Source organism: Cytobacillus spongiae, assembly GCF_021390075.1.
Genome location: NZ_CP089997.1, coordinates 1,004,809 through 1,031,639, shown reverse-complemented (window position 1 = coordinate 1,031,639; position 26,831 = coordinate 1,004,809). Strand labels below are relative to the sequence as shown.

The following is a 26,831-nucleotide window of genomic DNA, read 5'->3' as shown; positions in this document are numbered from 1 at the left end:
ATGATACCTAGCGATTATTTGTTGATTAATTATATGTATGCAACAAGCAATTCCCCTATGAAAAACCAATGAACAGAAAGGTATGATAAACTTGATAAATAAAGGATTTCACTTATTTTTGTAGAATTTTGTAAATATTCTTTATTTAAAACAAGTTGCTTTTGATTTCTCATACAAATTGGAGCTTGTTTCTCAAGTATTTGTTTATATATGAAAGTATTGGGAAAACAGTCTTTGAAAAAGATTAGATATGAGGTGTAATAAATGAGAGGAAAGTCTGCATTCATTGGATTTGTCGTTGGAGGAGCTGCTGCTGCTATTGCAACATTACTGACTGCGCCTGCTTCGGGTAATGAAACTAGAAAAAATCTCCAAGCAAATAAAAAAATTTGGTCAGAGCATATACAAGAACTTCAAGAGAGCATTATTGAGGTAAAAAATTCAGCGATCAAGTTATCACAACAAGGAAAGGGAACCATTACAGCTCTTACAAAAGACTTGAATCACTCAATATCGACTTGGAAAAAAGAAGTAGAACCACATCAACAAGCGATTCAAGATGAGCTCCGGGCCATAGAACACTCCATAGAAGAATTAGAGAGCAAACCAGAAAATTAATCAAAGAAACTCCTTCATTCTTAAGTATCTAAATAGAAAGAAGGAGTTTCTTTAGTAAATGAAAAACCAATATATTATAAAAATTTTCAGTTCAGATACTACAGATTGAAATCGTATAGTATCCAGTAATTAATACCTTTAACTTAGTATCGAAAAATATTTCTAAAAATTTCGCAAATTTATATCTTTATTAATTTTTGTTTTATTGGCATAATGAATATATGAAATCAAAAAGTAGGTGAAATCAGGGATGACAGAAAAACAATATTCAATGAAGGAAGCTTTGCTTTTCAGTCAAAGGATTGCACAGATCAGTAAAGCGTTATGGAAATCAATTGAAAAAGATTGGCAGCAATGGATTAAGCCATTTGACCTTAATATCAATGAGCACCATATCCTTTGGATTTCTTATCATTTAAATGGAGCTTCCATATCTGACGTGGCAAAATTTGGTGTTATGCATGTATCAACTGCCTTCAATTTTTCTAAGAAATTAGAGGAACGGGGATTACTACAATTTTCTAAAAAGGAAAATGATAAAAGAAATACGTATGTTCAATTGACTGAAAAGGGTGAAAGCGTTTTACTAGAATTAATGGAGACGTATGAGCCTGATAAGAATGCAGCTTTTTCAGGTGCTAAACCACTAAGGGACTTATATGGAAAATTTCCAGAGGTCATTGAGATGATGGCTATTGTACGCAATATTTACGGTGATGATTTCATGGAAATCTTCGAAAGATCTTTTAGTAAAATTGAACACGATTTTGTTGAAGAAGATGGGAAAATCAAGAAAAAAAACCCAGTAGATAAAGAATACGTATAATTACGAATCACTTTAATAAGCGGATGTCAGCACACCTCTTCCGCTTCCAATTTTCCCCTTTTTATGTTCATCATTTCACAAACAATTCCTTCTATTGAAACTCGGCAAGGAATGTCCATATTTGTCGGCAAAATTTCTATTGCTTTTTTGCTTAATTCGTCGTAAATTATGTTAGTAAGTTTTATAAACCTTATAATAATTTCTCCTTTTGGAGGGCTGATACGATGAATTGCTGGAAGACGGTAAATTTGGCTAAACAATATGGTACTCAAAGACTTTTCATATTGTCTTCCTTAACCATGCTATTTTCTTTTATTTTACTTTATGTTCCATTTACTTACTTATTTGACGGAGCAACTTCCCTATACGATAATCACTTTTTGTTTTTCGTCTTAGGAGCGATGCTAGTTTACCCGCTCCACAAATTTTTGCACCTTGTCCCTCTCATGGGTATGGGCGAAAAGGTACAAAAAAATGTGTGCCTTTATTATAGTTGCATACCGGTGATTCATATACGCGTGAATGAACCAATAAAAAAATGGTTATTCTTAACAGCGTCTCTTATGCCATTTGTCATTATAAACCCCCTATTAATATTTGCATGTTATCTATTCCCTCATTACGTGCACTATTTAACAATTATTCTTGCATTTCATGTAGGAATGTGTGTATCTGATATGATTAGTGTAAAGAATGTTCTTTTCGCACCGAAAGGATCGTTTATTGAGGAAAATGATGATGGGATTGAAATATTAATTAAGAACAACGCTTATTAAAAAGGCATTCACCCTGAGTGCCTTTTTCGTTTCAAACTGCTGTTCATAAAAATGATTGGTTCTTGAATAGAATAAGTTATGAATGTTACTACTATCTTTTTTTACAAATATTTGTTATTGTAGGTAACATACCAAATCTATACATACAGGAGGGAATCGTCGATGATCTCCATGTTTATTTTCTTTGCTATATTCATTTTATTCTATATTAATAAGATGACAAATTCCCTTTGTTTACAAAAGGAAATCCCCGAAGAGCGGCAGCCAAAAGTATTCCGGACCATTAATGTTCTGATTACAATATTACTAATTTCTTCTTATATAGAAATTCTATTCGCTTAAGCTTTGGGTACATAGGATTGAGCATTATGTATAAGGAAAGAGCATGAGTTAAACCTCATGCTCTTTATTTTCCTTCGAGTTCTACATCGTACGTCGAACGGCCGCTCCTTCTTATAACCAAGCAGCACCAACAATGATTAAAAGAATGAACAATACAACGATTAACGCGAAACCGCTACCGTAACCTGCACCCATGATAACACCTCCTTTCTTAACAAGCTGAAATGACTGACTTGCTTATTTCATGAGAAGCACTGAGCCTCCCCTATTCTGGATCCCCCATCACTTGCTAAAAATCCCCTTGGCAAACTGCTTCACACAGCAGTCCTTTAACAGTGCCAGGTCTATTATCAGCCTCTATATTCTTGATTAACATAAATGAAACACGAATAACATTTAGCTATCCAGTGAGGGCTAAAGTTTTCTATGCGCTGGGCACTTAATCTATACACATGTCTAGATAAGTAATTAAATAGTAGGTAAACCATGTTTATTTCTTCATGCTATTTTTTAAAAAATCTATATCATTTTCATTAGCAGTATGCTGCACCAACAATAATCAATAGAATGAATAATACAACGATTAACGCAAAGCCATTGTGGTAACCCATCTTGATCCCTCCTTTTTTCTCTCTCGATACATCATATGTAAGTGTCCTTAAAATGGGATGGGCTAATTCCCTAATTTTCATCGAAGAATCCAAGGATAGGCTATTGTTTCCAGTCAATCATTAAATCAAAATCGTTTGTATTTAAGTCACCCTCTACACAAAAAATTGGAATATATTTTACAGCGAACGAAAAAATATATAGGATATTGTTTTTCCTCTATATGCACTTTGTGATATAGTAATATTTGTGAATTCAATTCAAAGTCGAAATTAACTTTTTAGGAGATGTTCAGCATGAAGAAAAAATGGTTATTGTCCTTAACTCTTGCTGCAGGAGTTATTGGGTTAAGCGCTTGTAATAACGCCTCAAGTTCTGATGTAATTGTAGAAACAAAAGCTGGGAATATTACAAAGGACGAGCTTTATGAAGCTATGAAGGAAAAGTACGGAGAACAAGCACTTCAAGAGCTAGTATATGAAAAAGTTCTCTCTGAAAAATACGAAGTAACAGATGAAGAATTAGATGCTAAAATTGATGAATTAAAACAACAGCTAGGAGCTAACTTTGAAATGGCTCTAGCTCAGTATGGTTATGCAAGTGAAGATGACTTAAGAGAAACATTTAAAACAGGTCTTCTTCAAGAAAAAGCTGCCATCAAGGATATTGAAGCAACTGAAGATGAACTTAAAGAATACTATGATAACTTCAAACCACAAATTAAAGCTAGACATATCTTAGTGGAAGATGAAGAAACTGCAAAGGAAATTAAAGCTAAGCTTGATAAGGGCGACAAATTCGAAGATCTAGCGAAGGAATTCTCTCAAGATCCAGGCTCTGCGGCAAATGGTGGGGACCTAGGCTGGTTCGGTGCGGGTCAAATGGTTCCTGAATTTGAAGAAGCAGCATATGCTCTTGAAGTAAACGGAATCAGTGACCCTGTGAAATCTGAACATGGTTATCACATCATTCAAACAACTGAAAAGAAAGAAAAGAAATCTTTCGATGAAATGAAAGAAGAAATTGAATACAAAGTAAAAACAGCAAAACTTGATGGCGAAAAGATTCAAGCTGCAATGGATCGTGAGCTAAAGGATGCTAAAGTAGATATTAAAGATAAAGACTTAAAAGGAATCCTAGAACAAAAAGAAGCTGAATAAGTAAGTACAAGCACTTGGTTTAGCACTGATGCAAACACTTATAAGCTTTTAAAAAAACAGATGCCCAATTGTTAAAATGTCCTTTACAAAAGGTACACTTTTAAGTAGGGCATCTGTTTTTCTTTTGGCAATTATACTGGCAAAATATAAAAAGATTATTATCAGCTCTGTTGACTATATTTGTTGCTCTATTACTTATGCTCCGAATGACCTTTGTCTTTCTTCCTTTTCTTTTTCAAGCCGTTTCATATAGATATCCCCTTCTCTTTCTATGCTTTCCATTTCAATATCTCGATCCTCTTTAGCGGACTTGATAGTCATTAACGCACTAAAAATGATACCTGCAACAACAAAGTATACCCAAATTGGAATCATATCTACATCTCCTTTTTCACTACTAGAATTCACACTCTCTTTACTAAAATCTATGCAAAGGGAATGAAAATATGCTAGTTGTTCTCTACTTATATGATGTCTAGTCTAATTGCGTTCCATATGAGTTTTCTTTGCCTTAAACAGAACAAAAGCCCACTTCAAAGAAGTAGGGCTCTAGGATGCTATTATTTATGGAATGTCGGCTTATAGAAAGAGCGATTGTCCAATGCAAAGATTCGCTCCGAGAATTCTCCTGGCTTGACGCGTTCCAATGCTCGGTCTAGCATATTCATTTTCGCATCAATGTTATCAATATAGTGAAGGATTTCTGCTTCCTTAATTAGTGGTGGCTTTGGACTTCCCCATTCCGCTTTCCCATGATGGCTTAAAACGAGATGTTGAAGGATTAATACCTCTTCTCCAGAAATCCCTAGCTCATCAGCTGCTTGGCCGATTTCATTGACCATAATCGAGATATGGCCTAGTAAATTGCCTTCAACTGTATAAGTCGTAGAAATTGGGCCTGATAGCTCAATGACTTTACCTAAGTCATGTAGGATCACACCTGCATACAATAAATCTTTATCGAGGCTTGGATATAAACTAGATATCCCCTTGGCTAAATCAAGCATAGACACTACATGATACGCTAACCCAGAAACAAATTCGTGGTGATTTTTTGTTGCTGCTGGATACTCTATGAATTCCTGCTGATGCTTCTTCAAAAGATGTCTTGTAATTCGCTGGATATTTGGGTTTTTCATTTCAAATATATATTGTGTTATTTTACTAGACATTTCTTCCTTTTCTATAGGAGCTGTTTCTAGAAAATCTGATAGCTGGACAGGGTCCATTGGAGACGCCGGACGTATTTGTCTAATGCGCAATTGGCTTCGTCCTCGATAGCTTTGAATATCTCCTAAAATCTTTACGATACTTTGAGGTGCATACGTTTTCTCATCTTCATCTGAAGCATCCCAAAGCTTAGCTTCAATGTCTCCACTTTGATCTTGAAAGATTAGTGTCAAAAACGGTTTGCCATTACTAGCAATTCCTTTCGAAGCCGTTTTAATAAGTAGATACACCTCTACCTGCTCGCCTACTTCATAATGTAATATTCCTTTTTTCATAGACTTCCGACGCTCCTTTCTCTATGGTTCTAGTATACCATATTCCACTGCAAATCGTTCTCTACACCCTTGTACACTTGCACAACCTCATCATTTATTAATTCATAGATTCCTTTTCCATCAAACGCTTGAATTTGATTATCTTTCAACCAAATACAAGATTGCTCATCAATTCCATAGTATTTGCGTGAAGAAAATAGTCTTGCCGTTTCTAATAAATGATCCTTTTCCTCCCACTCAGAATAATGAACGGATAAAATCATGTCTTGAAGTAATCCTAGTCCTTTCCTTTGTAGTAGCTTCTGTGACCTATGATCCTTCCCAGATATGACACAAATATCAGGTGTAAGTAAAGCTCCAGCTGAAAAGCCTGCTAACGGAACTCCCCTCAAAACACGATCTTGAATGGCAGTTGATATTGGTGTGTCCACAATATAGTCCGCATAGCTGTTAGTATCACCACCACCGATGATAATTCCAGAGCTACTCAGTACACATTCAATCACCTTTGCAATAGGTGTCGATGGGAGTGGGAGATAAATAAATTCATTAACACCTAGCCTATTAAGCGCCGTCGTATATTTAGGCATATAAGCCTCCCATCCCTCTCTCTCAAGGACTAACAATACGATAGAACCATTTTTCTTCGGTAGTAAACTAACATATTTCTTTGCCATCTTTTCTGTAAAAGGTGGACCGCCTCCAAAAAGAAATACATGCTGATTCATTCACTACTTTCCTCCTTGTTATTTTCATTCATCTATTCGCCCAGAAATCCTCTTACGTATAAATTTAGAAAATTTGATCTTCACATAGATCGATCATGTTTACAGTGTTCTTAGTAACGATAGTCTAGGAGAAAAAATCATCTTTGGTTCTACATATCCATATCAAGACCAAAAATAAGAGGCTACAAAAAAGCCTCTTATCCTTCACTTAATTCTTGGTTAACTCTCTTTTTTCGGATCCATGCATTTGTAGCTATTAATCCAACAATCATAATGAACCCCCCAAATAAGTAGGGGATATGGATATTCCATTCAAAAAGCGTCCCTGCTAAAATAGGCCCTGCTACATTTCCTAAACTAAGGAAAGAGTTATTCAACCCCATTACCATTCCTTGGCGATTCCCAGCAAGCTTAGAAATCAGTGAATTAATCGATGGCCTTAACGTGGAATTCCCAACGAAGAAGATCGAGGTCGTAATTAATACCCATACAAAGGAAGGAGCAAGTGTCATTATAACAAAGCCTACTGCACTTAATAACAAAGAACCTGTGACTACTCGTTCTTCCCCAAACCTCGCTATGAGCTTCCCTACTATACCTCCCTGAACAATAGTTCCGATAATCCCTGTAATCAAGATGATTAAGCCTACCTCACCTGGATCATAAGAATATCTTTCCATCGTATAATAGCCGAAAATTGCTTGAAAGTTTGCTAATCCAAAGCTCATGATAAATACTAATATGAGCAGAAAGCCTACTGGACTTGAAAGAGCTATTTTCATTTGCTTAAATTGCCCCACTGTTTCTTCCATCTCATCACCAGATACTCTATCTTCTTTTGGGTAAGATTCAGGTAGAATCAAGAAAGATACAATTGCAGCAATCGTAGCAGCAACCCCGGCAAATAAAAACGGGTATGTTAGATCAAATTCGGCAAGCCATCCACCTATACCAGGTCCTACAACAATTCCGAGTCCCATTGAAGCTCCAAGGATCCCCATCCCTTGTCCTCGTTTTTCTGGGGAAGTTACATCGGAAACATATGCCATCGCTGTTGGCATCAGCGCTGATCCAAATGTTCCTGCGAGTATTCTTGATAAGAAAAGCATCCAAAGTCCATTTGCAAATGCAAAAATAAACTCAGCGACCGCAAAACCTACTAATCCGAGGGTAATGAGGGGTTTACGACCGATTTTATCCGACAGTCGTCCCCAGATTGGCGCAAACAAAAACTGCATAAATGAGAATACAGCGACAAGTAATCCCATAATTTGGGCATTCGCGTCAAAAAGCTCTACATAAAAAGGTAATATTGGAATAACCAAGCCAATTCCAACCATTATTATAAATAAATTAAAACTTAATAAAATTAGAGGTCCTTTTTTCCCCTGAAGTTTATCCTTTTGTTCACCCATATTTAAATTCCTCTCAAATACAATATTAACCTCTATTCGGCAAGAGAAAGCACTTGTAAGCCTTCAGAAAGATGGAAAGCAAAGGTTCAAGATGCAGCATACCTAGAAAATCATCCTTCCCTTTCAAATTACCAAAGTTGAATGTTTTCCATTCTTATCCTACTATAGATACCTACATTATTCACCTTCTAACTGGCTTTATTACATAACCGTGTAAGAAGAGGTACTTAATGATATCACCTGTTCTTTAGAAAAATGCGTTAAGAGATGCTGGTGACATGTGAAAAACCATACTTGCTGTGGAGCTAATTCCTTCAATAGCTCCATAACCTTTTCTGTACGTCCCTCATCAAAATTCACAAAGCTATCATCAATCATAAATGGAAATGTATAACTTTTATATAGAGTGGTAGCCAGTGCAAGCCTTATGGAAACATAGACTTGTTCTGAAGTCGCTTGACTAAGTTCATTTGCTTGGAAAAACACGTGGTCTTTCCGTTCAATTAAAAAACCATTGCCTTCATCACTAGAATGAATATGAATATACTTTCCGCCAGTTAAAAATTGAAGGTACTCTTCCGCCTTTTTGAGCATTTGGGGAAGGCGTTCTTTCTTATACCGATCAACGGTTTCCGACAGTAATGTTTTGGCAATAGCTAATTTAGCCCATTTCTTAACGTCTTCATTTAGTTCAAATTTCTTCTGATTGAACGTATGCAGCAATTGGCCATACGTTCCACCCTCTTCAAGTAGATTAATCTCATATTGAATCTTCGCTAACTTTTCTTGGTATGTGTGGATTGTATGCTCTTTTTCTGTCATTTGTTCTTCTAACTCAAGGATTGTACCAGCTATATCTGGTTTACTTTGGATCTCCTTGTGATCCTTTTCGCCGAAAGGACTCGTATATAAGCTTTTCTGAATCTGTATTAATCTCTCTTCAAGCTGCTTTTTCCGTTCAGATTTTTGACCAAGCTCATAAAACTCCTCTTCATTTTCAACATTTGCTAACTTGAATAACTCGCCTATTTCCTTTTCTAATTGCATTTGTTGTATATAAAGCTCATTCCATTCTTCCTTCAGTTCCTTTAGCTTTGTTTCCTGCTCCTTATGTTGAACGCGCTTTTCATATTCTTCTTTTAACATATTCCTTAACAGAGAAGCTGTTTCCTGCAATGAAACTGGAATGGTTATCATAAACATTTGTTGTAGTTCTTCAAGCTGGCTTACAATTTTACTAGCCTCCGTCTGAATCGTTTCTAAACGTTCCTCATGATTTTTTTTCGTTCTTAGAACCGTTTTATATTTATCAATTAATTGAAAAGCATCATGAAGGTTCGTTAATGCAATGTTCTTCGGTATAGAAAGCTGATGGCCCAATTGAATTATTTTCTCTTCATGCTCGATGGCTTCTTTCTCCCACTTTTCATACCCTTCAATGACATTCTCATATTGAGTATTTTGCTGCTCCCACTTCATTTCTAGAACATATAATTGCTCACGCAACATTTGATCCTTGCTATACATTTCTTCAAAGGCAGATAGCTCATGACTCCCATTAGCTGTGCTCATTGAGAGGAGCTGTTCTTTTTTAGCATACGTTTCAGAAATTTCTTTCTCTAAATGACGTATGCTAGTGTTAAGTGGCTTTTTCAATTTTGAAAATAGGATAAACCCGCTTCCTATAAGACTTGCGATTACCAGAAACCATTCTTTATTCACAATTCCCCAACCGATTAACAAACTAAACAACAGGGAGAGTGCAGCCATTTGGATGAAGGTCTGTTGTTTCAAATGCTTCTGCTGTTGAAGCTCTACCTTTTGTGAGTTTTGTAAAAAAAGAATTCTTCTTTCTATCTCTTCAAGCTGATATGATGACTTCCATCCTGTGATTTTTTCCTGAAGTTTTTGCCTTTCTGTTTCCGTTAATATGGATTTTTTCAAGCTTTCCAGCTGCTCTTCTATTGCCGTCAATGCACGTTGTTCAATTTGAAACTGTCGATCTAAAGTTTGCTTCTCTTCCTTTAACCGATTTTGTTGAGCCTGAGCTTTTGCGGTTTTCTCCTCCATAAATACACTCGTATCAACATTTGAAATTTTATCATCCTCTATTTTAAGGTTAAGCTTCTCTTTTAATACGTCAAGTTCTTCAGTAAGATGACGTACCTGAATGATTAAGTGCCCTTCTTCCTGACGTAATCTCTCATATACAGGTAAGCTTTCAATGCTTGTTGTTACATCTAGTTCCTTTGCTATAAGCTGCTCATTCAGTTGAATTTGCTCAATTTGTTCGCGTGTATTGCTCATACGCTCCTGCAAAATATGAATCTGCCGTTCACAAGCATTCTTTAGCTCATTCAACTGATCTAATCTTTCAAGCCCAGCTGATGGGAAAAATATCTGATCATACCCAGCTAATTCTTCTTCCAAAACCAGCTTCTCTTCATAATAAGGAAGAAAGTGCGTCCATTGTCGAAGTTTATCTATGTCTTTTTGGAGTTGTTTATCATATTTCTGTTCCTCGGCTATTTTATATTCTAATCGCTCTTTTTCCTCAATTAATATCCAATATCGATCATTCTGTTGTTCAGCTTTTAGAAGTTCACCCTGAAGCTTCTTCAGTTCTATCAGCTGTTGGTTTATGTATGGCTTTCTTCCATTCGGTTTGAATTGTGTATCAAGTTCCTTTTGTAATTGATTTTCAACTATAAAAAGCTGATCTGTACCGACAGCCCCTGTAGAAAATAAATATTTCCCTAAGTCCTCCTTCTTCATGTGGTGGACATTTTGTAGCCCATGAAGATTAAAGGAAAAGATCGACTGATACAAGACTTTGTCTATTCCATTTAGAAGCTCTTTCAAAAGTTCTTCGGTCCCTCTCGTCCCATCCTCGAGCACAACACTTACATCGCCTACTGCTTTTCCTTTCACACGTTCAATGACCACTTTTCCTATATTGGGGAATTGAACAATCAGCTGACCACCATATTTACTACCCAGCTTTGGTTCATATCGTAATTCTGCTTGCTGCTTTGTAGGAAACCCGAATAGAATACTATGAATAAAAGACATAATCGTAGACTTCCCAGCCTCATTCTCACCATATAGAACAACCATATTTTGCAGATTGTCTAGTCGATAATTTTCAAGCTTTCCATAACCATAAATATGAATTCCGAGTATTCTCAAACTGTTCACCTCCTCACTTATTGGTTAATAGCTGATGCATGAGCATCTCTAACGATTCTTGGAGAAGCTCTTCCTCTTCGACCTCAGTTAACTTATCCATATATCTCCTTCCTAGCGGATTTTGTTTCAAAGCTACTATACTCTTTTCTACAAGAGCTTGTTGGTCTTCTTCTACGAGTTGAAATAATTCGTTAAAAAATCCGCCCTGCTCCGTTAAATCCATTTGTTGCATATAAGATGATTTGGGTCTCTTCAAGGTGATTTGCCGAATCCAAACGAAGGATTCTTCAGCTTGCTCCATTTCTTGAAGACTTTCCAGTAGCTCTTCCATTACTGTTTGATCCAGCCATTCTTCCGCCCTTGTTTCTTCCAAGGTAAGGGTGATAATTTTCCCTAGTCCTGTGGCACGCTCTTCTTCAATCAGTGATAGACACAACTGGTATAGCTGATCAAAGTCCATAACATGGTCAGTAATTATTGACATCTCTTTCCAAACTATATCTGAAGTCTCGACCCAGTGTAAGTCTGCACCAGCAGAAGTTAGATCTACTAAATAACAGCCCTTCATCCCCGTTTCCTTTCTGTGTCTTCCTTGGATATTGCCAGGATAGACAATTGGGGGAGACATATTTAATAACTCACGTTTATGTATATGTCCTAGTGCCCAATAGTCAAAATCTTTTTCTAACAAATCTTTTAACTGAAAAGGAGCGTATCGTCCGTGTTCACTACTTCCTTCGTGGTGTCCATGCAAAATCCCAATATGCAAATCAGCTCCCTCTCTCTTTTCATATTGGTCTATCATTCGTTCATAAACATGTCTTTGCCCATAGCTAAATCCATAAAGATTGGCGGTCACACCTTTTTTAGTGTAGGCTTTTACTTCTACTTCAGGACCAAATATATACACATTCTCTGGTAAATGAATGTGTCGCCAGTTCCCTTCTAAATGGTCATGATTTCCATGAATAATATAAGCGGCAATGGCACATTCCTTTAACCTTTCTAGCTCTTTTCTTAACCTTGCCTGCGCTCGAATACTTCTGTCTGCCTGATCAAATAAATCACCAGCCAAAATGACAAAATCCACCTGATATTTTACGGCTGCATCGATCACTTTCCTAAAGGCAAGAAAGGTACTTTCTTGAATTCGATTAATAATCGGTTCTGGCAACTGCTTAAGACCAAGCATTGGGCTATCTAAATGAAGATCTGCCGCATGAATAAATGTTATTTTTTTCATAGAATCTATTTCCTCACATACGCTTTTTATCCATTTTAGCACCTAAAGAAAGCGAATGCACGTTCTGATAGAAGAAACAAAAAAAGCATGCCTTGGCATGCGATTTGATTGGAGACTAATTGAATGCATTGTATAAGTATGTCAATATCCGCTTCATGTATTTTCTACTAGTGAAGCGGAAATCAACTTCCTTCATCCCTTGCCTCATTTATCTATTGCAAACACATTAAGGAATCTAACCATTTCAATGTGCTAATTAATGTAAATCTTTTAGAAGTTTCATTAAAAGAGATGACTCCAAGCTTATGAATATCGGTTTATCTAGTAGAAAATTGCCCACTTATTTGTTTCAAGTTCTCACTAAGGTGATTTAATGCCTCAGCAGAAGACGCAATTGTACCAATTACTTGAATTTGCTCATCAACCGATGCAAGAACTTCTTCTGAAGATGCAGCCGTCTCTTCAGATACTGCTGAGATGCTTTGAATGGATTGCAAAATTACTTCACTATTAGAAGTTACATGTTGAATCTCCTCAGTTAATACTGTAATTGAGTCAACAATTTGTATCATCGAACGAGAAATGTGATTAAATTGAGTTTCGGTATCAGCAACAGCTCCGTTTAATTGAGTCGAGATATCAACGGTACTACTCATAGCAAGTACCGTTTTTTCTGTGTCTTTTTCAATACTGATTATCATTTCTTGAATATCATTTGTTGCCTCATTTGTTTCTTCTGCTAATTTCCTCACTTCATCAGCGACAACTGAAAAACCTTTTCCATATTCTCCAGCTCTGGCTGCCTCAATACTCGCATTTAACGCCAGTAAATTCGTTTGTTTGGAAATAGTATCAATTGTGGTCACGATATTCGAGATATCTTGAATTTTGCTATATAAATGTGTAATTCCTACGCTAATTTGGTCATTTGCATCTATGGATTGTTGATTAGACTTCTGTAATTTAACCACTTGATTTTTCCCCAATTCAATTGCTTCAGTGGAATGCTTCGTTAACTCGAGCATTTCATTATTTCTGAGATTCATTAATTGAATCGCGCGAATGAGATCATCTGCCTTTTGACTTGTTAACTCAATATCAGATGCTTGTGATACAGAACCCTTGGTAATTTCCCCCATCGCTTTTCCAATTTCCTCGCTTGTAGCACTCGTTTCCTCTGAAAGTGCTGAAAGCTCTAACACTGATTGGGAGACATTCGCACTCATTGTTTGCATATTTTCAATGATCTCTTTTAATTGAAAGCTCATTTTATTAAAAGCACCAGCTAGCTGTCCAATCTCATCTTTTGATTCTGGTAATTTCTTATGAGCTAATAGCCCTTCGGAGATTTCTACGGAAGCTTTTGTTACTAATTGTAATACCTTAAACCTACCTCTTGTTCCTACATAGAATATGGATAACCCCAAAAATGTTACAATCAGTGCAGTAAATACAATCATCTTCTGCAGTTGGTTTAAGGATTCATAGAATTCTTCTTCGTACGCACCTAGTCCAATATTCCAATCCCAAGGTTCAAAATATGACATATAAATAATTTTGTTACTTTCTTTAGTTTCACCTGGATTTTTCCATCCGTAATCATAAAATCGGTCAGCTGGTGCACTTTTTTTCGCAATTTCTACAACTTCTTGTATAATATATCGACCGCTTTCATTCGTTAACTCCTTTTTATTTTCTCCAATAGGGATAACTGGATGGAGCTGGGCTGTAAAGTTAGAATCGTATGCTACTAGATATCCATTTTCTTTATAAAGATAATCCGATTGTTTGTAATCATAAACCTTGGATCCATCCTTTGTAATAATAGGTCCTAAAAATAATTCTCTCGCTTTTTGCTGTGCTTCCTCTAAAGTAATGGCTCCGTTCTCTACCTCTACGTTCAACAATTCTAGAGTAGAGATGGATGCAGAAACGATATGTTGAAGATCAAGCTTCCCACTCTCTACAAGCTCCTTCTTTGCATACAAATAACTTAAACTACCTAATGTACTTGTAGCTATTATCATAAGTGCCGTAATGAAGAGTAAGAATTTCGTAGATAGCTTGGTTAATGTCATTGTAGTTGCCTCCTCAAAATAAGTCATTCCTCCCTTTTTTTCGACCTAAAATCGAATTGATTAACAAGTTTGTTAAAACATTCACAAATAGTTCATATGTCTTATTTATTAAAAGGAATTGAAAATGAAATTACTTTTTCTCCATCTTTAATAAAAAACAAAAGGGACCAAGCATATGCTCTTGATCCCTTTATCGACAATTTAAAACCAGTAATAAAGATGCTTGTTTCATCACTTATGGGCTATAAACTTGTTGCAAGAGTAATGTGTATTGAATAGTTGCATCCGTTCGCTTATCAAACTCTCTTGAACGAAAGCCATACGTAACATTGACTCGAACTTCATATGGTGAAACTAGCTGGGCATCCGTCTGAATTGTCGTTCGAAAGAACATTCCTTCTTTATCAGAGAATCCATAATCGATTCCTCTTAACATTACACTCGCTTGTAATATTCGATAAGGATATGTCCGGTACGTCTTCGTGAGGGTTCTTCCTTTTTCCAAAGCCTCTTGGAAACGCACTTCTCCCTCAATCATATTTAGCATGTCATCACCTCTTGAGATGTATATGCTTATTCCTCAATAATAGATGACTTCAACTTTATGACATTTGGTGCATTTTCGAAAGCCCTCTACTTCTAAGAAAATATGCTTGCATTGTATTTGAATCTGGGAAATTTGTTCTTCTAATTGCTCGATTATGTTCTTTAATCGATTAATTTCTTCTTTTAAATAGGATACTTGTTTCACCTTATTTATAGATGGCTGAACCATTTTCAACGAACTCCTTCGCTTTTTCCTTCATTCCTTCTATGATTAAGCCGTTCTCTGATTGGGCCATGTGACGAATGTCTTGAGAGATTCGCATCGAGCAAAATTTCGGACCACACATTGAACAAAAATGGGCCGTCTTTGCTCCTTCAGCAGGAAGTGTTTCGTCGTGGTATTCTCTTGCTCGGTCAGGGTCTAGTGATAAATTAAATTGATCGTGCCAGCGGAATTCAAAGCGCGCTTTTGATAAGGCATTATCTCGAACTTGAGCACCTGGGTGGCCTTTTGCTAAGTCAGCGGCATGTGCTGCAATTTTATAAGCGATAACACCTTCTCTAACATCCTCCTTGTTCGGCAATCCTAAATGCTCTTTAGGCGTCACGTAACAAAGCATCGCTGTGCCAAACGAGCCAATCATTGCTGCTCCAATGGCAGATGTAATGTGATCATATCCTGGAGCTATATCGGTTGTTAATGGACCTAGTGTATAGAAAGGTGCCTCTTTACAAATCTCAAGCTGTTTATCCATGTTCTCTTTTATTAAGTGCATCGGAACATGTCCTGGACCCTCTATCATAACTTGCACATCATGCTTCCATGCAATTGCTGTTAGTTCGCCTAGCGTTTCAAGCTCTGCAAATTGGGCTTTGTCATTGGCATCGGCTATTGAGCCTGGTCTTAACCCATCTCCTAAAGACACAGCAATATCGTAGGCTTTTAGAATCTCACAGATTTCTTCAAAATGAGTGTAGAGAAAATTTTCCTGATGATGAGCCAAGCACCATTGGGCTAAAATAGAGCCCCCACGCGAAACAATTCCTGTTGTTCTAGTTGCAGTCATTGGGATATACCTTAGCAACACACCTGCATGGATCGTAAAGTAATCCACCCCTTGCTCGGCTTGCTCAATTAATGTATCCCTGTACACTTCCCATGTGAGATCTTCTGCAATCCCATTCACTTTCTCAAGTGCCTGATAAATAGGAACAGTTCCAACTGGGACAGATGAATTTCGGATTATCCATTCTCTTGTTGTATGTATATTTTTTCCTGTTGAAAGATCCATAATCGTGTCAGCTCCCCACCGAGTCGCCCACGTCATTTTCTCTACTTCTTCTTCTATAGATGAAGATACCGCTGAGTTCCCAATATTCGCATTTATTTTCACATGAAAATTTCGTCCAATGATCATCGGTTCTGATTCCGGATGATTGATGTTTGCTGGGATAATGGCACGTCCAGAAGCTACCTCTTTACGAACAAATTCTGCATCAAGTTGCTCCCTAATAGCAATGAACTCCATCTCAGGTGTGATGATTCCTCTTTTGGCGTAATGCATCTGCGTTACATTCTGTTTCCCCTTAGCTCTGAGCGGACGATCAACAATATTTGGGAAAACTTCTACTTTTGTTAAGTCTTCAATTTTTTTATATCCGTTATCCTCCGGCTTTACATCTCTACCTTTGTATTCCTCCACATCCCCACGCTCAATTATCCAATTTCTTCTTATTTTTGGCAGACCTTTCTGAATATCGACTACCTGAGTAGTATCCGTATAAATCCCACTCGTATCATAAACACGAATTGGCGCATTTTCTTCTGTACCAAATACTCCCTCCGTTGAACTTTGAGCAATCTCTCTCATTGGAACCTGAATATCAGAGCGTGATCCCCCCACATACACTTTTTTACTGTTTGGAAATGAATAACTTCCTTGAAAATTAGTAGTCATGTTAATTCCTCCTTGAATTTTCTGTCCGAGTTCATGCTTTCTTCGGACTCGGATTCTTGTTTTCTTGCTTTTTCTGTCCGAAATCACCCTTACCTCGGACTCGGTTTCTCGTTTTCTTGCGATTTCTGTCCGAAATCACCCTTTCTTCGGACTCGGATTCTTGTTTTCTTGCCTTTTCTGTCCGATATCACCCTTTCTTCGGACTCGGATTCTCTTTTTCTTGTCATTTCTGTCCGAAATCACCCTTTCTTCGGACTCGGATTCTCTTTTTCTTGTCATTTCTGTCCGAAATCACCCTTTCTTCGGACTCGGCTTTTCGTTTTCTTGCCATTTCTGTCCAAACACACAGATCTCTCCGTCCAATTCCCTCCTCTCCATGCTTGGTGAGGCTAATTCCAGTTTTCTGACTCTTTTTACTCTCATGATCATAGGCACAACAAAAAATCGGGCTCAATATGAACCCGATAAAAGATAAAACAGTATTCTCCAAGTTAAGCAAGACTGTTCTACTTTCCTACGCTGATATGAATCAGATCAGGTTCAAAGGGTCAATTAGCTTTATAGCGCTTTTCTCTCAGCCCTGCTCATAGGACTCCCCTAGTAGATCAAACTATTCAATTGTTATACGTTATGATTGCTGCCGCAATTTTAGAAGTAAAAACAAAGAATCTTCTATACAAAAAAGCCCCTAGCAATTCGTACACTGGGGCCTGAAACAAAGGTAATTCGATAGCTCAAGTCTTTGGTACTTTGTGCATTCAAGTACCAATGATTGCTTTTAATACGCAAAAAAACAGACTGTTGCTAGGAATCTACTATGTATGTGATTATCCATACACTTCCCTACGCTGGTACGAACCAGATCAGGTAATTAGGGTCAAAGACTATAATGGGTCTTAATCTCAGCCGGCCATTCCGGCACCCCCAGTGCCAAATTATTCAAATTTCCTTCTCAATATACCATAACGTCTTTAATTTGCAAATACCATTTTTTCTTTCACTTATTCATTTTTAAAGCATAGGCTTAGCTCGCTCCATACATCAAAGCAATTCCCATCTATATCATAAAAAACAAAATTTCTACCAGGATGCCCACGGTCCTCTACCCTTCCCACTTGAACACCCTTTTCACATAACTCTTCGTAAAACTCTTGCAACGCCCTTTCTCCGTCGACTTCGAAGGTTAAAGAAAAATGCTCGTTTCCGTTATCATCTAAAAAATTGGCACTTTGATTTTTCAATGCTTTGACTAGAAAAAAACTTTGGTTGGCAAAGTTAATTATTGCCTTCTGATCGTCAGCATAACTGACTTTCGCCTCCAAGTGGTCTACGTACCATTTGATCGATTTTTGCACGTTGTTTACGGGTAAATAGGTTGTACCTACACGAACCAATTTTCCACTCATATTATACGCCTCCTTAAAAGAGTGCAAACCAATGATTTGCACTCTTCTACACGCTAATTGTTTTTCGTTAGTTGCAATGCTTTCTTTATATCCTTAAATGAATTTGATTTTCCATACATAAGTACTCCACCTTTATATACTCTTGCTCCAAAGATGGCTAGAAGCACTATGGTTAGGATTAAAATGGCGATTCCCAGAATTGGCTCCCATACAGGAAGTGATAGCATTCCTACACGCATAAACATCAGCATCGGTGTAAAGAAAGGAATATAAGATGTTACTGTTACAAACGGAGTATCTGGTTGGTTCAACCCAAACATAGCAATCATAAAGCCCGCAACAATCATCAGTGTCATTGGTGTAATCATTTGCTGAACGTCCTCAATCCGACTGACAAGGGAGCCTAAAAAAGCGGCTAGAGTCGCATACAAAAAATATCCTAAGATAAAGAAAGTGACGGCATAAATTATGGTAGAGGCGGGAATATTTCCAAAACCAAAGAAATCAAAAAACCCACCTTCCATTGACTTAAGATTTCGCTTAACAAAGTAATAACCTACTAAAAGCTGGGCTGCTAATTGGGTTAAACTTAACAGTGCCACTCCTAAAATTTTCGCAAACATTTGTTTAATAGGTGACACACTGGAAATCAATATTTCCATTACACGAGATGATTTTTCTGTCGCCACTTCCATCGCAATCATGTTCGCATACATGATGACAGCAAAATAAATGACAAACAATAACACATATACAAGACCTCTCGCTTGGTTTAGCTCCTCTTCCGTTTTGGCATTTTCCTCTAATGCTACTTTTTCAAATGAAGCAGGCTCATAGAGTTCATTTAACTGTTCTCCTGTTAAGTTTAAATTAGCAGCGGCTAAAGATGTTTTTAGCTGCTGTAGCCCATTTTGAAGATCCATTGAAATTGAAGAATCTGCCATTGTCATCGCTTTATAGGTTGCTGACGGAAGACCAGATTCATCAGTTGATAGGACTAATAAGCCCTGGTACTCACCATCTTTAATAGCTTTTTCGCCATCTTCTTCACTTCCATCAATCTCCGATAATAGGAGGTCTTTATTAATGGCGGTTATTTGTTCTTTATAGACTGGATAGTACTTCCCTGACTCATCGATGACAGCTACTTTGTCTTGCTGTTCTTCTTTGTTATCAAAAAATTCAATTATATTTGATAGGTTGGTAAGTCCTACAATAATGACTAAGCTAATAATGGTTGTTATGATAAATGACTTGGTTTTCAGTTTACTAAAATACGTATGGAATAAGATAATCCAAAAATTATTCATAGGAAGCACCTACTTTCTCGATAAATATATCATTTAAAGAAGGCTCCTCAAGTTCAAATTTTCGTACAAACCCTTTTGAGACGACTTCCTTTAGTATTCTTTCGGCTATCTCTTCACTTTCGATTTGAAGATGAATACCTTCAGTTGTTTTCTTAGCTTTCGTTACTCCTATTTCATTCGCTAAATAATTTAAGTCAAAGTCAGCGTGGATGACTAAGTTTTTCTTTCCAAATGCTCTTTTAATCTCTTTAAGAGCCCCATGAACAACTGGAGTTCCTCTATGCATAATGCAAAGATGCTCGCACATTTCTTCTACATGCTCCATACGGTGGCTGGAAAACACAATCGTTGTTCCACTTTCTTTCAATTCTAAAACAGCATCCTTAAGCTGCTCCACATTTACTGGATCTAACCCACTAAATGGTTCATCTAAGATTAATAGTTTGGGTTTATGTATAACAGCTGCAATAAATTGGATTTTTTGTTGATTTCCCTTTGAAAGCTCCTCTACTTTTTTATCCATATACTCGGGTACCTTAAAGCGCTCAAGCCAGAATTGTAGCTCCTTAAGGGCATCCTTTTTTTGCATTCCTCTTAGTCTTGCTAAATATACAATTTGATCTTTAACCTTCAATTTTGGATATAATCCTCTTTCTTCCGGTAAGTAACCGATAATACTACTTGTTGAGTAGTTGATCGGTTTTCCATCCCAAGTGATGCTCCCACTACTAGCATCTAGAAGGCCAAGGATCATCCGAAAGGTAGTAGTTTTACCTGCACCGTTTGCTCCTAAAAATCCAAACATCTCTTTTTCTGGAATGGATATTGATAGATTATTTACGGCTGAAAAGTTTCCGAACCTTTTGGTCACATGTTCTAGTTTTAAAACCAAATTGATCACTCCTTTACTAGTAGTCTATACGATTTCTCTTCCAAAAAGGTTCCAAAAAACAGCAAATTTTTCTTTTGCACAAAAGATGAAATTATGCAAGAATAATAGTAACTATCAGAATTTTAAAACAAAGGGGAATGAATAAATGAAAGCCTATAAACTAACTGCCTTTGAAGCGACTGGTAAAAAAATTCTAGATGAAACGTTTGAAGCAGAATCTGACGAACAAGCAAAGACACTCGGAGAACAAAAGCTTGAGGAGAAGGGGCTCTCTGATAAAACGCACCGCTGCACCTCTCCAAGCGGAACATTAGTATTATTTCATATATAAAAGGTAAAAAGAAAAGCAAAGAATCAATATTCTTTGCTTTTCTTTTGTTTATTTTCCAGTATAGTTAGGCTTTCTTTTCTCAATAAATGCTTGAACGCCTTCTCTGTGATCAGCGGTTTGACGCATTTTTTGTTGGCCAAATTTCTCTAGCTCTAGAATTTTCAATAAATGTGGTCTATTTTTTTCAGCGAGAATTTTTTTCGTCTTAATCATCGCTTGGACTGGACGATTTAACCAACCTTGTAGTTTGGCATTTAAAGCATCATCGAGGTTTTCCGCAACCTCATGAACAAGCCCTATTTTCAAAGCTGCTTCTGCTTGCAATTGCTTCCCTTCCCAAATTAAATGCTTAGCCTTATCCTCTCCTAAGCGACGTTCTAAAAAGAAGTGCGCACCACCATCTGGAATAAGAGCAATTCCGATAAAGTTCATAGCAATTTTACTATTTTCTTCAGCTAGTATATAGTCGGTTGCTAGTGCAAGACTTAAACCTAACCCAGCTGCTGGACCAGTAATTGCACTAATTGTTAATTTTGGGATGCTATACAAAGTAACAACGAGCTCATTAATGCAATCCATGACCGTGAAAAAGTCATTTTCATTACTGCTTGCCAGCATTGTTTTAATGTCACCACCAGATGAAAACGCACGACCATTACCTCTTAGAACGATGATATCAATTTCATCTGACAAACTTAATTCCTTTAAATTTCCGACAAGCCCTTTTAACATTTCGTAATTGAGTGAATTTAATGATTCTGGGCGATTCATTTCTACTGTAGCCACACGACCGTCAATCTTTACATTAACTGTATTTGTTGCATACTCTGTCGTCAAAATAGAGACCCCCTACTCGGTTCATTTAAATAGCTGTTTTGTCAATATTGCCTGTTTCTAAGTTACTTATGTTTCAAGTTCTCACCACGCTTTTGACACCTGCTTGCCTTGAATAAATAGGGAGACAGATGTGTAAAAGCGAAAATATTTTAGAATACAGCCATTTACTATTATTATAAAAAACAAATTAAACATATGAAAGGTTTTTTCTAAATTTTTCAAATTTACGTAATATAATGATTATCTTGCGGAAATAAGAGATTGGGACATAACTATTGATACCATCCAATAAGAGAAACGAATCATTGCTAGAGAAACAAGTTCGTTCCATTACGCTGCAAACGCTCGCTTTCCGTAGGGGAAGCTGTGCCTACTCTGAGTGACGCCATCAATATCTCATCGTTTCTTCATCTTCCTTCAAATCGAAGGTCTTCCGCTCAATTCCACACTTATTAAAAAATAGTATAAACAGTTAACAAATAAACACCCGAGCTATCAGGCGAGTGATTCATTAAAAAGATCACCTAATAGTTCGGGTTTGTCATTGACTGACATACTTTTGTTTCAGCCTCAAGCCCTTGTTAACTTTTTTGCATTTGGCTGACTTGATCACGAAGTGCCATCTTCAAGAATTTTCCAACAGACGTTTTGGGAATTTCCTCCATAAAAAGCACTTCATCAGGTAGCCACCATTTAGCAAACTGTGGCTTTAAAAATTCATAAATATCCTCTTTACTTACTTTCCCTTTGTAATCATCTTTTAACACGACGCAGGCTACAGGACGTTCCTGCCATTGTTCATGTGGAATGGCAACAACCGCTGCTTCAAATATTCCCTCGTGGGCCATTAAAGCATTTTCTAGATCAACGGATGAAATCCATTCACCGCCGCTTTTTATTAAATCCTTAATACGGTCAACTACTTTCATAAAGCCTTCTTCATCAACCGTTACAACATCTCCTGTGTATAACCAGCCATCACGGAAAGCATCTGACGTTCTTTCATCTTGATAGTATTCAGAGGCAATCCATGGACCTCTAATTAAGAGTTCTCCCATTTCCTTTCCGTCCCACTTGACTTCCCCATCTTTACCGATAACTTTCATTTCAAGACCTGCAGCAAGCGTTCCTTGCTTTGCTTTAACCTCTAGCTTTTCTTCTGCTGACAGATCCTCCTGATAGCTCTTTAGATTAGACACCACCACAAGCGGACTGGTTTCTGTCATTCCATATGCATGAACAAAAGGAATGTTGTGCTTTTCTTCAAAGGCTTTAATCATGCCTTTAGGGGCAGCAGAACCACCGCAAAGCACCATTCTCAAGCTGCTCATATCATATGTGTTTTCCTCTAATTCCTTTAACAGGCCTAACCAGATTGTTGGAACCCCAGCTGTCATCGTGACTCGTTCCGATTGGATGAGCTCTGCAAGAATCTTTGGGGTAAAATATGGACCTGGTAATACGAGTGTGGTGCCAAACCATACTCCCGCAAATGGTACACCCCATGCATTCACATGAAACATTGGTACAACAGGCATACCGATATCCTTTTCACTCATGGCTACATTGTCAACCATCCCAAGTGCCATACTGTGCAATACAATCCCACGATGGGAATAGACAACTCCCTTTGGATTTCCAGTAGTGGCAGATGTATAACACATTCCTGCTGGAGCGTTTTCATCGATATCATCAGGAAACTCGTAATCAGCGCTTCCTTCAGAGATAAATTTTTCATAGTGGTACACTGGCGAAAGACTTGTTTCAGGAAGCTCTTCCTTGTCCGTCATAATGATAAAGGCTTTAACGGTCGTCAAATGACCTTGAATCTTCTCGATTAAAGGGAGGATATCCGAGTCAAGAATAAGAACTTGATCTTCCGCATGGTTTATAATGTACGTAATATGCTGTGGGGCTAGGCGAAAGTTGATGGTATGTAGAACTGCTCCACTACAAGGAATAGCGAAATACGCCTCTAAATGGCGATGGTGATTCCATGCAAGGGTACCTACTTTATCCCCTCTTTTGACTCCTAGCTTTTGTAATTGATCTGCTAATTTTCTTGTTCGTTCACCAATTTCCTTGTAGGTTAAGCGGTGAATTCCACTTTCCGTTCTTGAAACGACCCCTTTTTTTGGGTATAGCTTTTCTGCTCTTTTAATCATCTGCGTCATTGTCAAAGGTGTTTGCATCATCATTTCACATTCCTCCTTTAGTAAACGCTTTCAAATGCTCTCATAGATTCTATGAGAGCTTATACCTAAATCATTCTCTTTTTTTTGTAAATATCCTTTAATTTATTTCAGAATTTTTAGATATTTAACTAACCAATGAATAAAGCTCCCATTCTGGTGGATGGGAGCTCTTTTACTTTAGTTCATTTGTGGATGATGAAATAGTTCATTTAATATATCAATTTTTTTATTTGTATAATCCACAAATCCATCATTATACGATTTAGGGTCTTTAGGGTTTGCGAAATGCGTAATTTTCCCAGTTTGTGGATGAATAAATTTACTAGCAGCTCCACATCCAATTCCAATAATGGTTTGCTGTTCTTCCATGATCATAATATTATAGATGCTTTCTTGATTTGGGAGAGAATATCCGACATTTTCTAAATTACCTAATATATTCTTTTGACGATACAAATAATAGGGAGCGTAGCCATGATTCTTCGTCCATTTCTCTGCTAGGCTCATCATCTCTTCAATTTCATTACGATCTGCGACTTTGTATTTGGCTTTATTTTTCGTCATTTCAGAAGCTCTTTTGAATGAAAGTGTATGAACCGTTAATGATTCTGGCATCAGCTTTTCCGATTCATTCAATGTGTGAGTGAACTCTTTAACACCTTCACCAGGCAAACCAATAATTAAATCCATGTTAATATTATTCATGCCCATCTTGCGAGCAAGGTGGTATTTTTCAATTGTTTCTTCAACTGTATGATGTCTGCCAATCGCTTTGAGTGTTTCTTGAATATAGGATTGAGGGTTAATGCTAATTCGATCGATTTTCCATTTATTTAAAATTTCTAATTTTTCGGTCGTAATCGTATCGGGACGCCCTGCCTCAACTGTAATTTCACGGATGCTTTCCACATCAGGAAAGGAAGCATTCATTTCTTCATAAAGCATATCCATTTCTTGTGCTGTGATACTAGTTGGTGTTCCGCCACCGTAGTAAACAGTTGTAATTTTAATATGGTTCTTTTTCAACCATTCTCCAATTTGACGCATTTCGTAATGCAATCCACCTAAGAAGGATGTAACAGAGCCTTGACGGCCATTAATCGCATATGCTGGAAATGTACAATATGCACATTTTGTCGGACAAAATGGAATCCCAATATAAATGCTTACTTCTTTATTCAAATCATAAAGATCTGGTACAATTGCTAATTGACGATTCACAATTTGCTGCATTAACTCAATTTTCTCATCGGTTATTAGATATTCGGCCTTTAACCGGGCATGGGCATCTTCCTTTTTAACTCCACTTTGCAGAAGCTTATGAAGAAGCTTTGTTGGACGAACACCTGTTAGAAATCCCCACTTTTGAATCATACCGGTCCATTCTTGCAAGACCGAAAGATAAGCATGAGAGATAGCGTATTTTACTTGTCGAAATTGTCCTTTTTCATCAAGCCCAACTTCAAGTGCTTTTTGGTATTGCGCAGACTTACTGATCCCATTCTCATCTCGTAAAGCGGCTTCGACTTTAATTTCTTCATCAATTGAAAGGGAGAAATCAATTGTCACCCTTGTTGTCTCATTATTTTCTTCAAACAGAACCTTCGCCTCTTCAAAAAACAAATCAGCAATTAGCCGCAGAGGACGATGAATTCGCTCATCTTTAATACCTGTAATTAATATTTTCAAAGTAATCACCTTTTTAATATATGAATCTGTTAAACATGGTGTTGATTTTCGTATCAGATGCATAATAATAAATGGACAGTCCTTGCATCTATCTCTAGTTCAATAGAATAAACCGAAAGAAGCATAAAATAAACTCATTTAAGTGTACAGAATCTGTTATACAAGGTCAATATAGTGAAAAATTTTCCTCTTATTCTAAAACTACGTATTCCACTAAACATAAAAAGCAGGTCACAATTGGACCCGCCTCTCATTTATTTAATTATATTCATTTTTCGTAGAAACTCAATCGGCTGCTGCTTTCTGAAGTGCTCTTTAACCATATACGCTACCCCATGCTGATTATTGGAGCGGGTCACCCAATCTGCCGCTTGCTTGATGTGGTTTGGAGCATTCCCCATTGCCACTCCAAGCCCTACCTCTTCAATCATTTCTTGGTCATCAAATGAATCACCTATAACCACCATTTGCTGCCTTGATATTCCCATCAATTCCCCTAAATATAGAAGACCATTAAGCTTTGAAACTCCTTGAGGTACGATGTCAATTCGATAATTATTTACATCGTGAAGCTGAACTTCTGTAAACATCCCACTTAATGCTTTTTTAGCATCGTGTAGGTCTTCTTTATCATTAAAATACACTTCAAGTTTTGGTGGAGAAACTGGATTGTCTATTAACGTCTCACTAATTGAATCTACGTATTGCTGAGCGTAATAAAGTGGATCACCTGATTGAAAAACGGTTTTTGCTAACAGGTTATGTGTCAGTTTAGATACATTAGCGATGGAAAATTTGTCATCTACAATTCTAATTTGACAGTTAAACTTCTCTAGCAATCGGACAACCTCAAATGTAATTTCTTCTTGAATTCGCCTAACCAGTACTGGCTTATCTGAATCACTTGCAACAAACGCACCGCTATGCGTCACAATTTTTGAATCCAGTTTCAAAGCTTTGGCTACTTTTTTTGCTGACGGAAAGCTTCGTGATGTAATAAGCGTGACATAAATACCCTTTTGCTGTACATATTCAATTGCTTCTCTAGTGGATTTATGAAGTCGGCCATTAGATTGAAGTAGTGTTCCATCAATATTTATCGCAAGTAAACGATAGATCATTTCAAAATGCCCCCTATTCTCTCGTTGTGTGCACCTATATATCACTTGTATGAAATG

25 protein-coding genes and 2 riboswitches are annotated in these 26,831 nt (G+C 37.2%); of the genes, 6 read left to right on the top strand and 19 right to left on the bottom strand.

From position 1 onward, the window contains the following. Positions 1-264 precede the first annotated feature (264 nt). The 4 genes from LS684_RS05460 to LS684_RS05445 all read left to right on the top strand — a co-directional run bounded on the left by LS684_RS05460 (position 265) and on the right by LS684_RS05445 (position 2,562). Entirely contained in the window at positions 265-618 is a 354-nt protein-coding gene (locus LS684_RS05460) for a YtxH domain-containing protein (protein ID WP_233810602.1), read from the top strand. A gap of 250 nt (positions 619-868) precedes the next feature. Next, complete coding sequence (locus tag LS684_RS05455) at positions 869-1,444, top strand: HTH-type transcriptional regulator Hpr (RefSeq protein ID WP_233810601.1); 576 nt, start codon at positions 869-871, stop codon at positions 1,442-1,444. A gap of 224 nt (positions 1,445-1,668) precedes the next feature. Beyond that, positions 1,669-2,220 carry a DUF3267 domain-containing protein gene (locus LS684_RS05450; RefSeq protein WP_233810600.1) on the top strand — a complete coding sequence of 184 codons (552 nt, stop codon included), beginning with the start codon at positions 1,669-1,671 and terminating at the stop codon, positions 2,218-2,220. Positions 2,221-2,382: 162 nt separating this feature from the next. Beyond that, positions 2,383-2,562 (top strand): hypothetical protein, encoded by a 180-nt coding sequence (locus LS684_RS05445; protein WP_233810599.1) that lies wholly within the window; start codon positions 2,383-2,385, stop codon positions 2,560-2,562. A 111-nt stretch (positions 2,563-2,673) separates the two neighbouring features. Here LS684_RS05445 and LS684_RS05440 read toward each other — a convergent pair whose 3' ends face one another. Then, positions 2,674-2,757 carry a YjcZ family sporulation protein gene (locus LS684_RS05440; RefSeq protein ID WP_110943592.1) on the bottom strand — a complete coding sequence of 28 codons (84 nt, stop codon included), beginning with the start codon at positions 2,755-2,757 and terminating at the stop codon, positions 2,674-2,676. 338 nt (positions 2,758-3,095) lie between these two features. Next, complete coding sequence (locus LS684_RS05435) at positions 3,096-3,179, bottom strand: YjcZ family sporulation protein (RefSeq protein WP_233811552.1); 84 nt, start codon at positions 3,177-3,179, stop codon at positions 3,096-3,098. Between the two features lie 288 nt (positions 3,180-3,467). Here LS684_RS05435 and LS684_RS05430 point away from each other — a divergent pair, with 288 nt between their 5' ends. Beyond that, complete coding sequence (locus LS684_RS05430) at positions 3,468-4,331, top strand: peptidylprolyl isomerase (RefSeq protein ID WP_233810598.1); 864 nt, start codon at positions 3,468-3,470, stop codon at positions 4,329-4,331. A 195-nt stretch (positions 4,332-4,526) separates the two neighbouring features. Here the strand turns inward: LS684_RS05430 and LS684_RS05425 are convergent, their stop codons facing one another. From LS684_RS05425 to LS684_RS05365, 13 genes are all read right to left on the bottom strand, one after another. Further along, on the bottom strand, positions 4,527-4,706 hold the full coding sequence (locus LS684_RS05425; RefSeq protein ID WP_233810597.1) for a sporulation YhaL family protein: 180 nt from the start codon (positions 4,704-4,706) through the stop codon (positions 4,527-4,529). Positions 4,707-4,891: 185 nt separating this feature from the next. Then, a complete protein-coding gene (gene yhaM, locus LS684_RS05420) occupies positions 4,892-5,836 on the bottom strand; it encodes a 3'-5' exoribonuclease YhaM (protein WP_233810596.1) in 945 nt (314 codons plus the stop codon). Between the two features lie 29 nt (positions 5,837-5,865). After that, positions 5,866-6,564 carry a Type 1 glutamine amidotransferase-like domain-containing protein gene (locus LS684_RS05415; protein ID WP_233810595.1) on the bottom strand — a complete coding sequence of 233 codons (699 nt, stop codon included), beginning with the start codon at positions 6,562-6,564 and terminating at the stop codon, positions 5,866-5,868. Positions 6,565-6,761: 197 nt separating this feature from the next. Beyond that, on the bottom strand, positions 6,762-7,979 hold the full coding sequence (locus LS684_RS05410) for an MFS transporter (RefSeq protein WP_233810594.1): 1,218 nt from the start codon (positions 7,977-7,979) through the stop codon (positions 6,762-6,764). 201 nt (positions 7,980-8,180) lie between these two features. Beyond that, positions 8,181-11,168: an ATP-binding protein gene (locus tag LS684_RS05405; protein WP_233810593.1), complete on the bottom strand. Its 2,988-nt coding sequence runs from the start codon at positions 11,166-11,168 to the stop codon at positions 8,181-8,183. Between the two features lie 13 nt (positions 11,169-11,181). Beyond that, entirely contained in the window at positions 11,182-12,411 is a 1,230-nt protein-coding gene (locus LS684_RS05400) for a metallophosphoesterase family protein (RefSeq protein WP_233810592.1), read from the bottom strand. A 317-nt stretch (positions 12,412-12,728) separates the two neighbouring features. After that, a complete protein-coding gene (locus tag LS684_RS05395; RefSeq protein ID WP_233810591.1) occupies positions 12,729-14,489 on the bottom strand; it encodes a methyl-accepting chemotaxis protein in 1,761 nt (586 codons plus the stop codon). Between the two features lie 235 nt (positions 14,490-14,724). Further along, positions 14,725-15,036, bottom strand: coding sequence for a hypothetical protein (locus LS684_RS05390; RefSeq protein WP_233810590.1), 312 nt, complete (start codon positions 15,034-15,036; stop codon positions 14,725-14,727). Positions 15,037-15,069: 33 nt separating this feature from the next. Continuing rightward, on the bottom strand, positions 15,070-15,264 hold the full coding sequence (locus tag LS684_RS05385) for a hypothetical protein (RefSeq protein WP_233810589.1): 195 nt from the start codon (positions 15,262-15,264) through the stop codon (positions 15,070-15,072). Next, complete coding sequence (thiC, locus tag LS684_RS05380) at positions 15,242-16,993, bottom strand: phosphomethylpyrimidine synthase ThiC (protein ID WP_233810588.1); 1,752 nt, start codon at positions 16,991-16,993, stop codon at positions 15,242-15,244. Before thiC ends, LS684_RS05385 begins: the two co-directional genes overlap by 23 nt. 494 nt (positions 16,994-17,487) lie before the next feature. Beyond that, a riboswitch (TPP riboswitch) is annotated at positions 17,488-17,602 on the bottom strand. A gap of 214 nt (positions 17,603-17,816) precedes the next feature. Further along, positions 17,817-17,929: riboswitch (TPP riboswitch) on the bottom strand. Between the two features lie 65 nt (positions 17,930-17,994). After that, positions 17,995-18,399 (bottom strand): VOC family protein, encoded by a 405-nt coding sequence (locus LS684_RS05375; protein ID WP_233810587.1) that lies wholly within the window; start codon positions 18,397-18,399, stop codon positions 17,995-17,997. 53 nt (positions 18,400-18,452) lie between these two features. After that, positions 18,453-19,709 (bottom strand): ABC transporter permease, encoded by a 1,257-nt coding sequence (locus tag LS684_RS05370; RefSeq protein WP_233810586.1) that lies wholly within the window; start codon positions 19,707-19,709, stop codon positions 18,453-18,455. Continuing rightward, positions 19,702-20,601 carry an ABC transporter ATP-binding protein gene (locus LS684_RS05365; protein WP_233810585.1) on the bottom strand — a complete coding sequence of 300 codons (900 nt, stop codon included), beginning with the start codon at positions 20,599-20,601 and terminating at the stop codon, positions 19,702-19,704. Before LS684_RS05365 ends, LS684_RS05370 begins: the two co-directional genes overlap by 8 nt. A 145-nt stretch (positions 20,602-20,746) precedes the next feature. Here LS684_RS05365 and LS684_RS05360 point away from each other — a divergent pair, with 145 nt between their 5' ends. Next, complete coding sequence (locus tag LS684_RS05360) at positions 20,747-20,932, top strand: YhzD family protein (RefSeq protein ID WP_233810584.1); 186 nt, start codon at positions 20,747-20,749, stop codon at positions 20,930-20,932. A gap of 48 nt (positions 20,933-20,980) precedes the next feature. Here LS684_RS05360 and LS684_RS05355 read toward each other — a convergent pair whose 3' ends face one another. The 4 genes from LS684_RS05355 to LS684_RS05340 all read right to left on the bottom strand — a co-directional run bounded on the left by LS684_RS05355 (position 20,981) and on the right by LS684_RS05340 (position 26,774). Beyond that, the gene (locus LS684_RS05355) at positions 20,981-21,769 is read right to left on the bottom strand and encodes an enoyl-CoA hydratase (RefSeq protein ID WP_233810582.1); all 789 of its coding nucleotides are present in this window, start codon (positions 21,767-21,769) and stop codon (positions 20,981-20,983) included. Between the two features lie 581 nt (positions 21,770-22,350). Further along, positions 22,351-23,967 carry a long-chain fatty acid--CoA ligase gene (locus LS684_RS05350; protein ID WP_233810580.1) on the bottom strand — a complete coding sequence of 539 codons (1,617 nt, stop codon included), beginning with the start codon at positions 23,965-23,967 and terminating at the stop codon, positions 22,351-22,353. A 174-nt stretch (positions 23,968-24,141) separates the two neighbouring features. Then, positions 24,142-25,653, bottom strand: a complete 1,512-nt coding sequence (locus LS684_RS05345) for a coproporphyrinogen III oxidase (RefSeq protein ID WP_233810578.1) — start codon at positions 25,651-25,653, stop codon at positions 24,142-24,144. Between the two features lie 254 nt (positions 25,654-25,907). Continuing rightward, positions 25,908-26,774, bottom strand: a complete 867-nt coding sequence (locus LS684_RS05340) for a Cof-type HAD-IIB family hydrolase (protein WP_233810576.1) — start codon at positions 26,772-26,774, stop codon at positions 25,908-25,910. Positions 26,775-26,831 lie beyond the last annotated feature (57 nt).

Excerpts from the sequence above, each read along its gene's own strand:
- LS684_RS05350 (WP_233810580.1), bottom strand. The coding sequence starts at position 23,967 with ATGATGATGCAAACACCTTTGACAATGACGCAGATGATTAAAAGAGCA.
- LS684_RS05425 (WP_233810597.1), bottom strand. The coding sequence starts at position 4,706 with ATGATTCCAATTTGGGTATACTTTGTTGTTGCAGGTATCATTTTTAGT.
- LS684_RS05430 (WP_233810598.1), top strand. The coding sequence starts at position 3,468 with ATGAAGAAAAAATGGTTATTGTCCTTAACTCTTGCTGCAGGAGTTATT.
- LS684_RS05460 (WP_233810602.1), top strand. The coding sequence starts at position 265 with ATGAGAGGAAAGTCTGCATTCATTGGATTTGTCGTTGGAGGAGCTGCT.
- LS684_RS05390 (WP_233810590.1), bottom strand. The coding sequence starts at position 15,036 with ATGCTAAATATGATTGAGGGAGAAGTGCGTTTCCAAGAGGCTTTGGAA.
- LS684_RS05450 (WP_233810600.1), top strand. The coding sequence starts at position 1,669 with ATGAATTGCTGGAAGACGGTAAATTTGGCTAAACAATATGGTACTCAA.
- LS684_RS05375 (WP_233810587.1), bottom strand. The coding sequence starts at position 18,399 with ATGAGTGGAAAATTGGTTCGTGTAGGTACAACCTATTTACCCGTAAAC.
- LS684_RS05395 (WP_233810591.1), bottom strand. The coding sequence starts at position 14,489 with ATGACATTAACCAAGCTATCTACGAAATTCTTACTCTTCATTACGGCA.
- LS684_RS05440 (WP_110943592.1), bottom strand. The coding sequence starts at position 2,757 with ATGGGTGCAGGTTACGGTAGCGGTTTCGCGTTAATCGTTGTATTGTTC.
- LS684_RS05340 (WP_233810576.1), bottom strand. The coding sequence starts at position 26,774 with ATGATCTATCGTTTACTTGCGATAAATATTGATGGAACACTACTTCAA.
- LS684_RS05410 (WP_233810594.1), bottom strand. The coding sequence starts at position 7,979 with ATGGGTGAACAAAAGGATAAACTTCAGGGGAAAAAAGGACCTCTAATT.
- LS684_RS05400 (WP_233810592.1), bottom strand. The coding sequence starts at position 12,411 with ATGAAAAAAATAACATTTATTCATGCGGCAGATCTTCATTTAGATAGC.
- thiC (WP_233810588.1), bottom strand. The coding sequence starts at position 16,993 with ATGACTACTAATTTTCAAGGAAGTTATTCATTTCCAAACAGTAAAAAA.
- LS684_RS05385 (WP_233810589.1), bottom strand. The coding sequence starts at position 15,264 with ATGGTTCAGCCATCTATAAATAAGGTGAAACAAGTATCCTATTTAAAA.
- LS684_RS05415 (WP_233810595.1), bottom strand. The coding sequence starts at position 6,564 with ATGAATCAGCATGTATTTCTTTTTGGAGGCGGTCCACCTTTTACAGAA.
- LS684_RS05370 (WP_233810586.1), bottom strand. The coding sequence starts at position 19,709 with ATGAATAATTTTTGGATTATCTTATTCCATACGTATTTTAGTAAACTG.
- LS684_RS05445 (WP_233810599.1), top strand. The coding sequence starts at position 2,383 with ATGATCTCCATGTTTATTTTCTTTGCTATATTCATTTTATTCTATATT.
- yhaM (WP_233810596.1), bottom strand. The coding sequence starts at position 5,836 with ATGAAAAAAGGAATATTACATTATGAAGTAGGCGAGCAGGTAGAGGTG.
- LS684_RS05455 (WP_233810601.1), top strand. The coding sequence starts at position 869 with ATGACAGAAAAACAATATTCAATGAAGGAAGCTTTGCTTTTCAGTCAA.
- LS684_RS05360 (WP_233810584.1), top strand. The coding sequence starts at position 20,747 with ATGAAAGCCTATAAACTAACTGCCTTTGAAGCGACTGGTAAAAAAATT.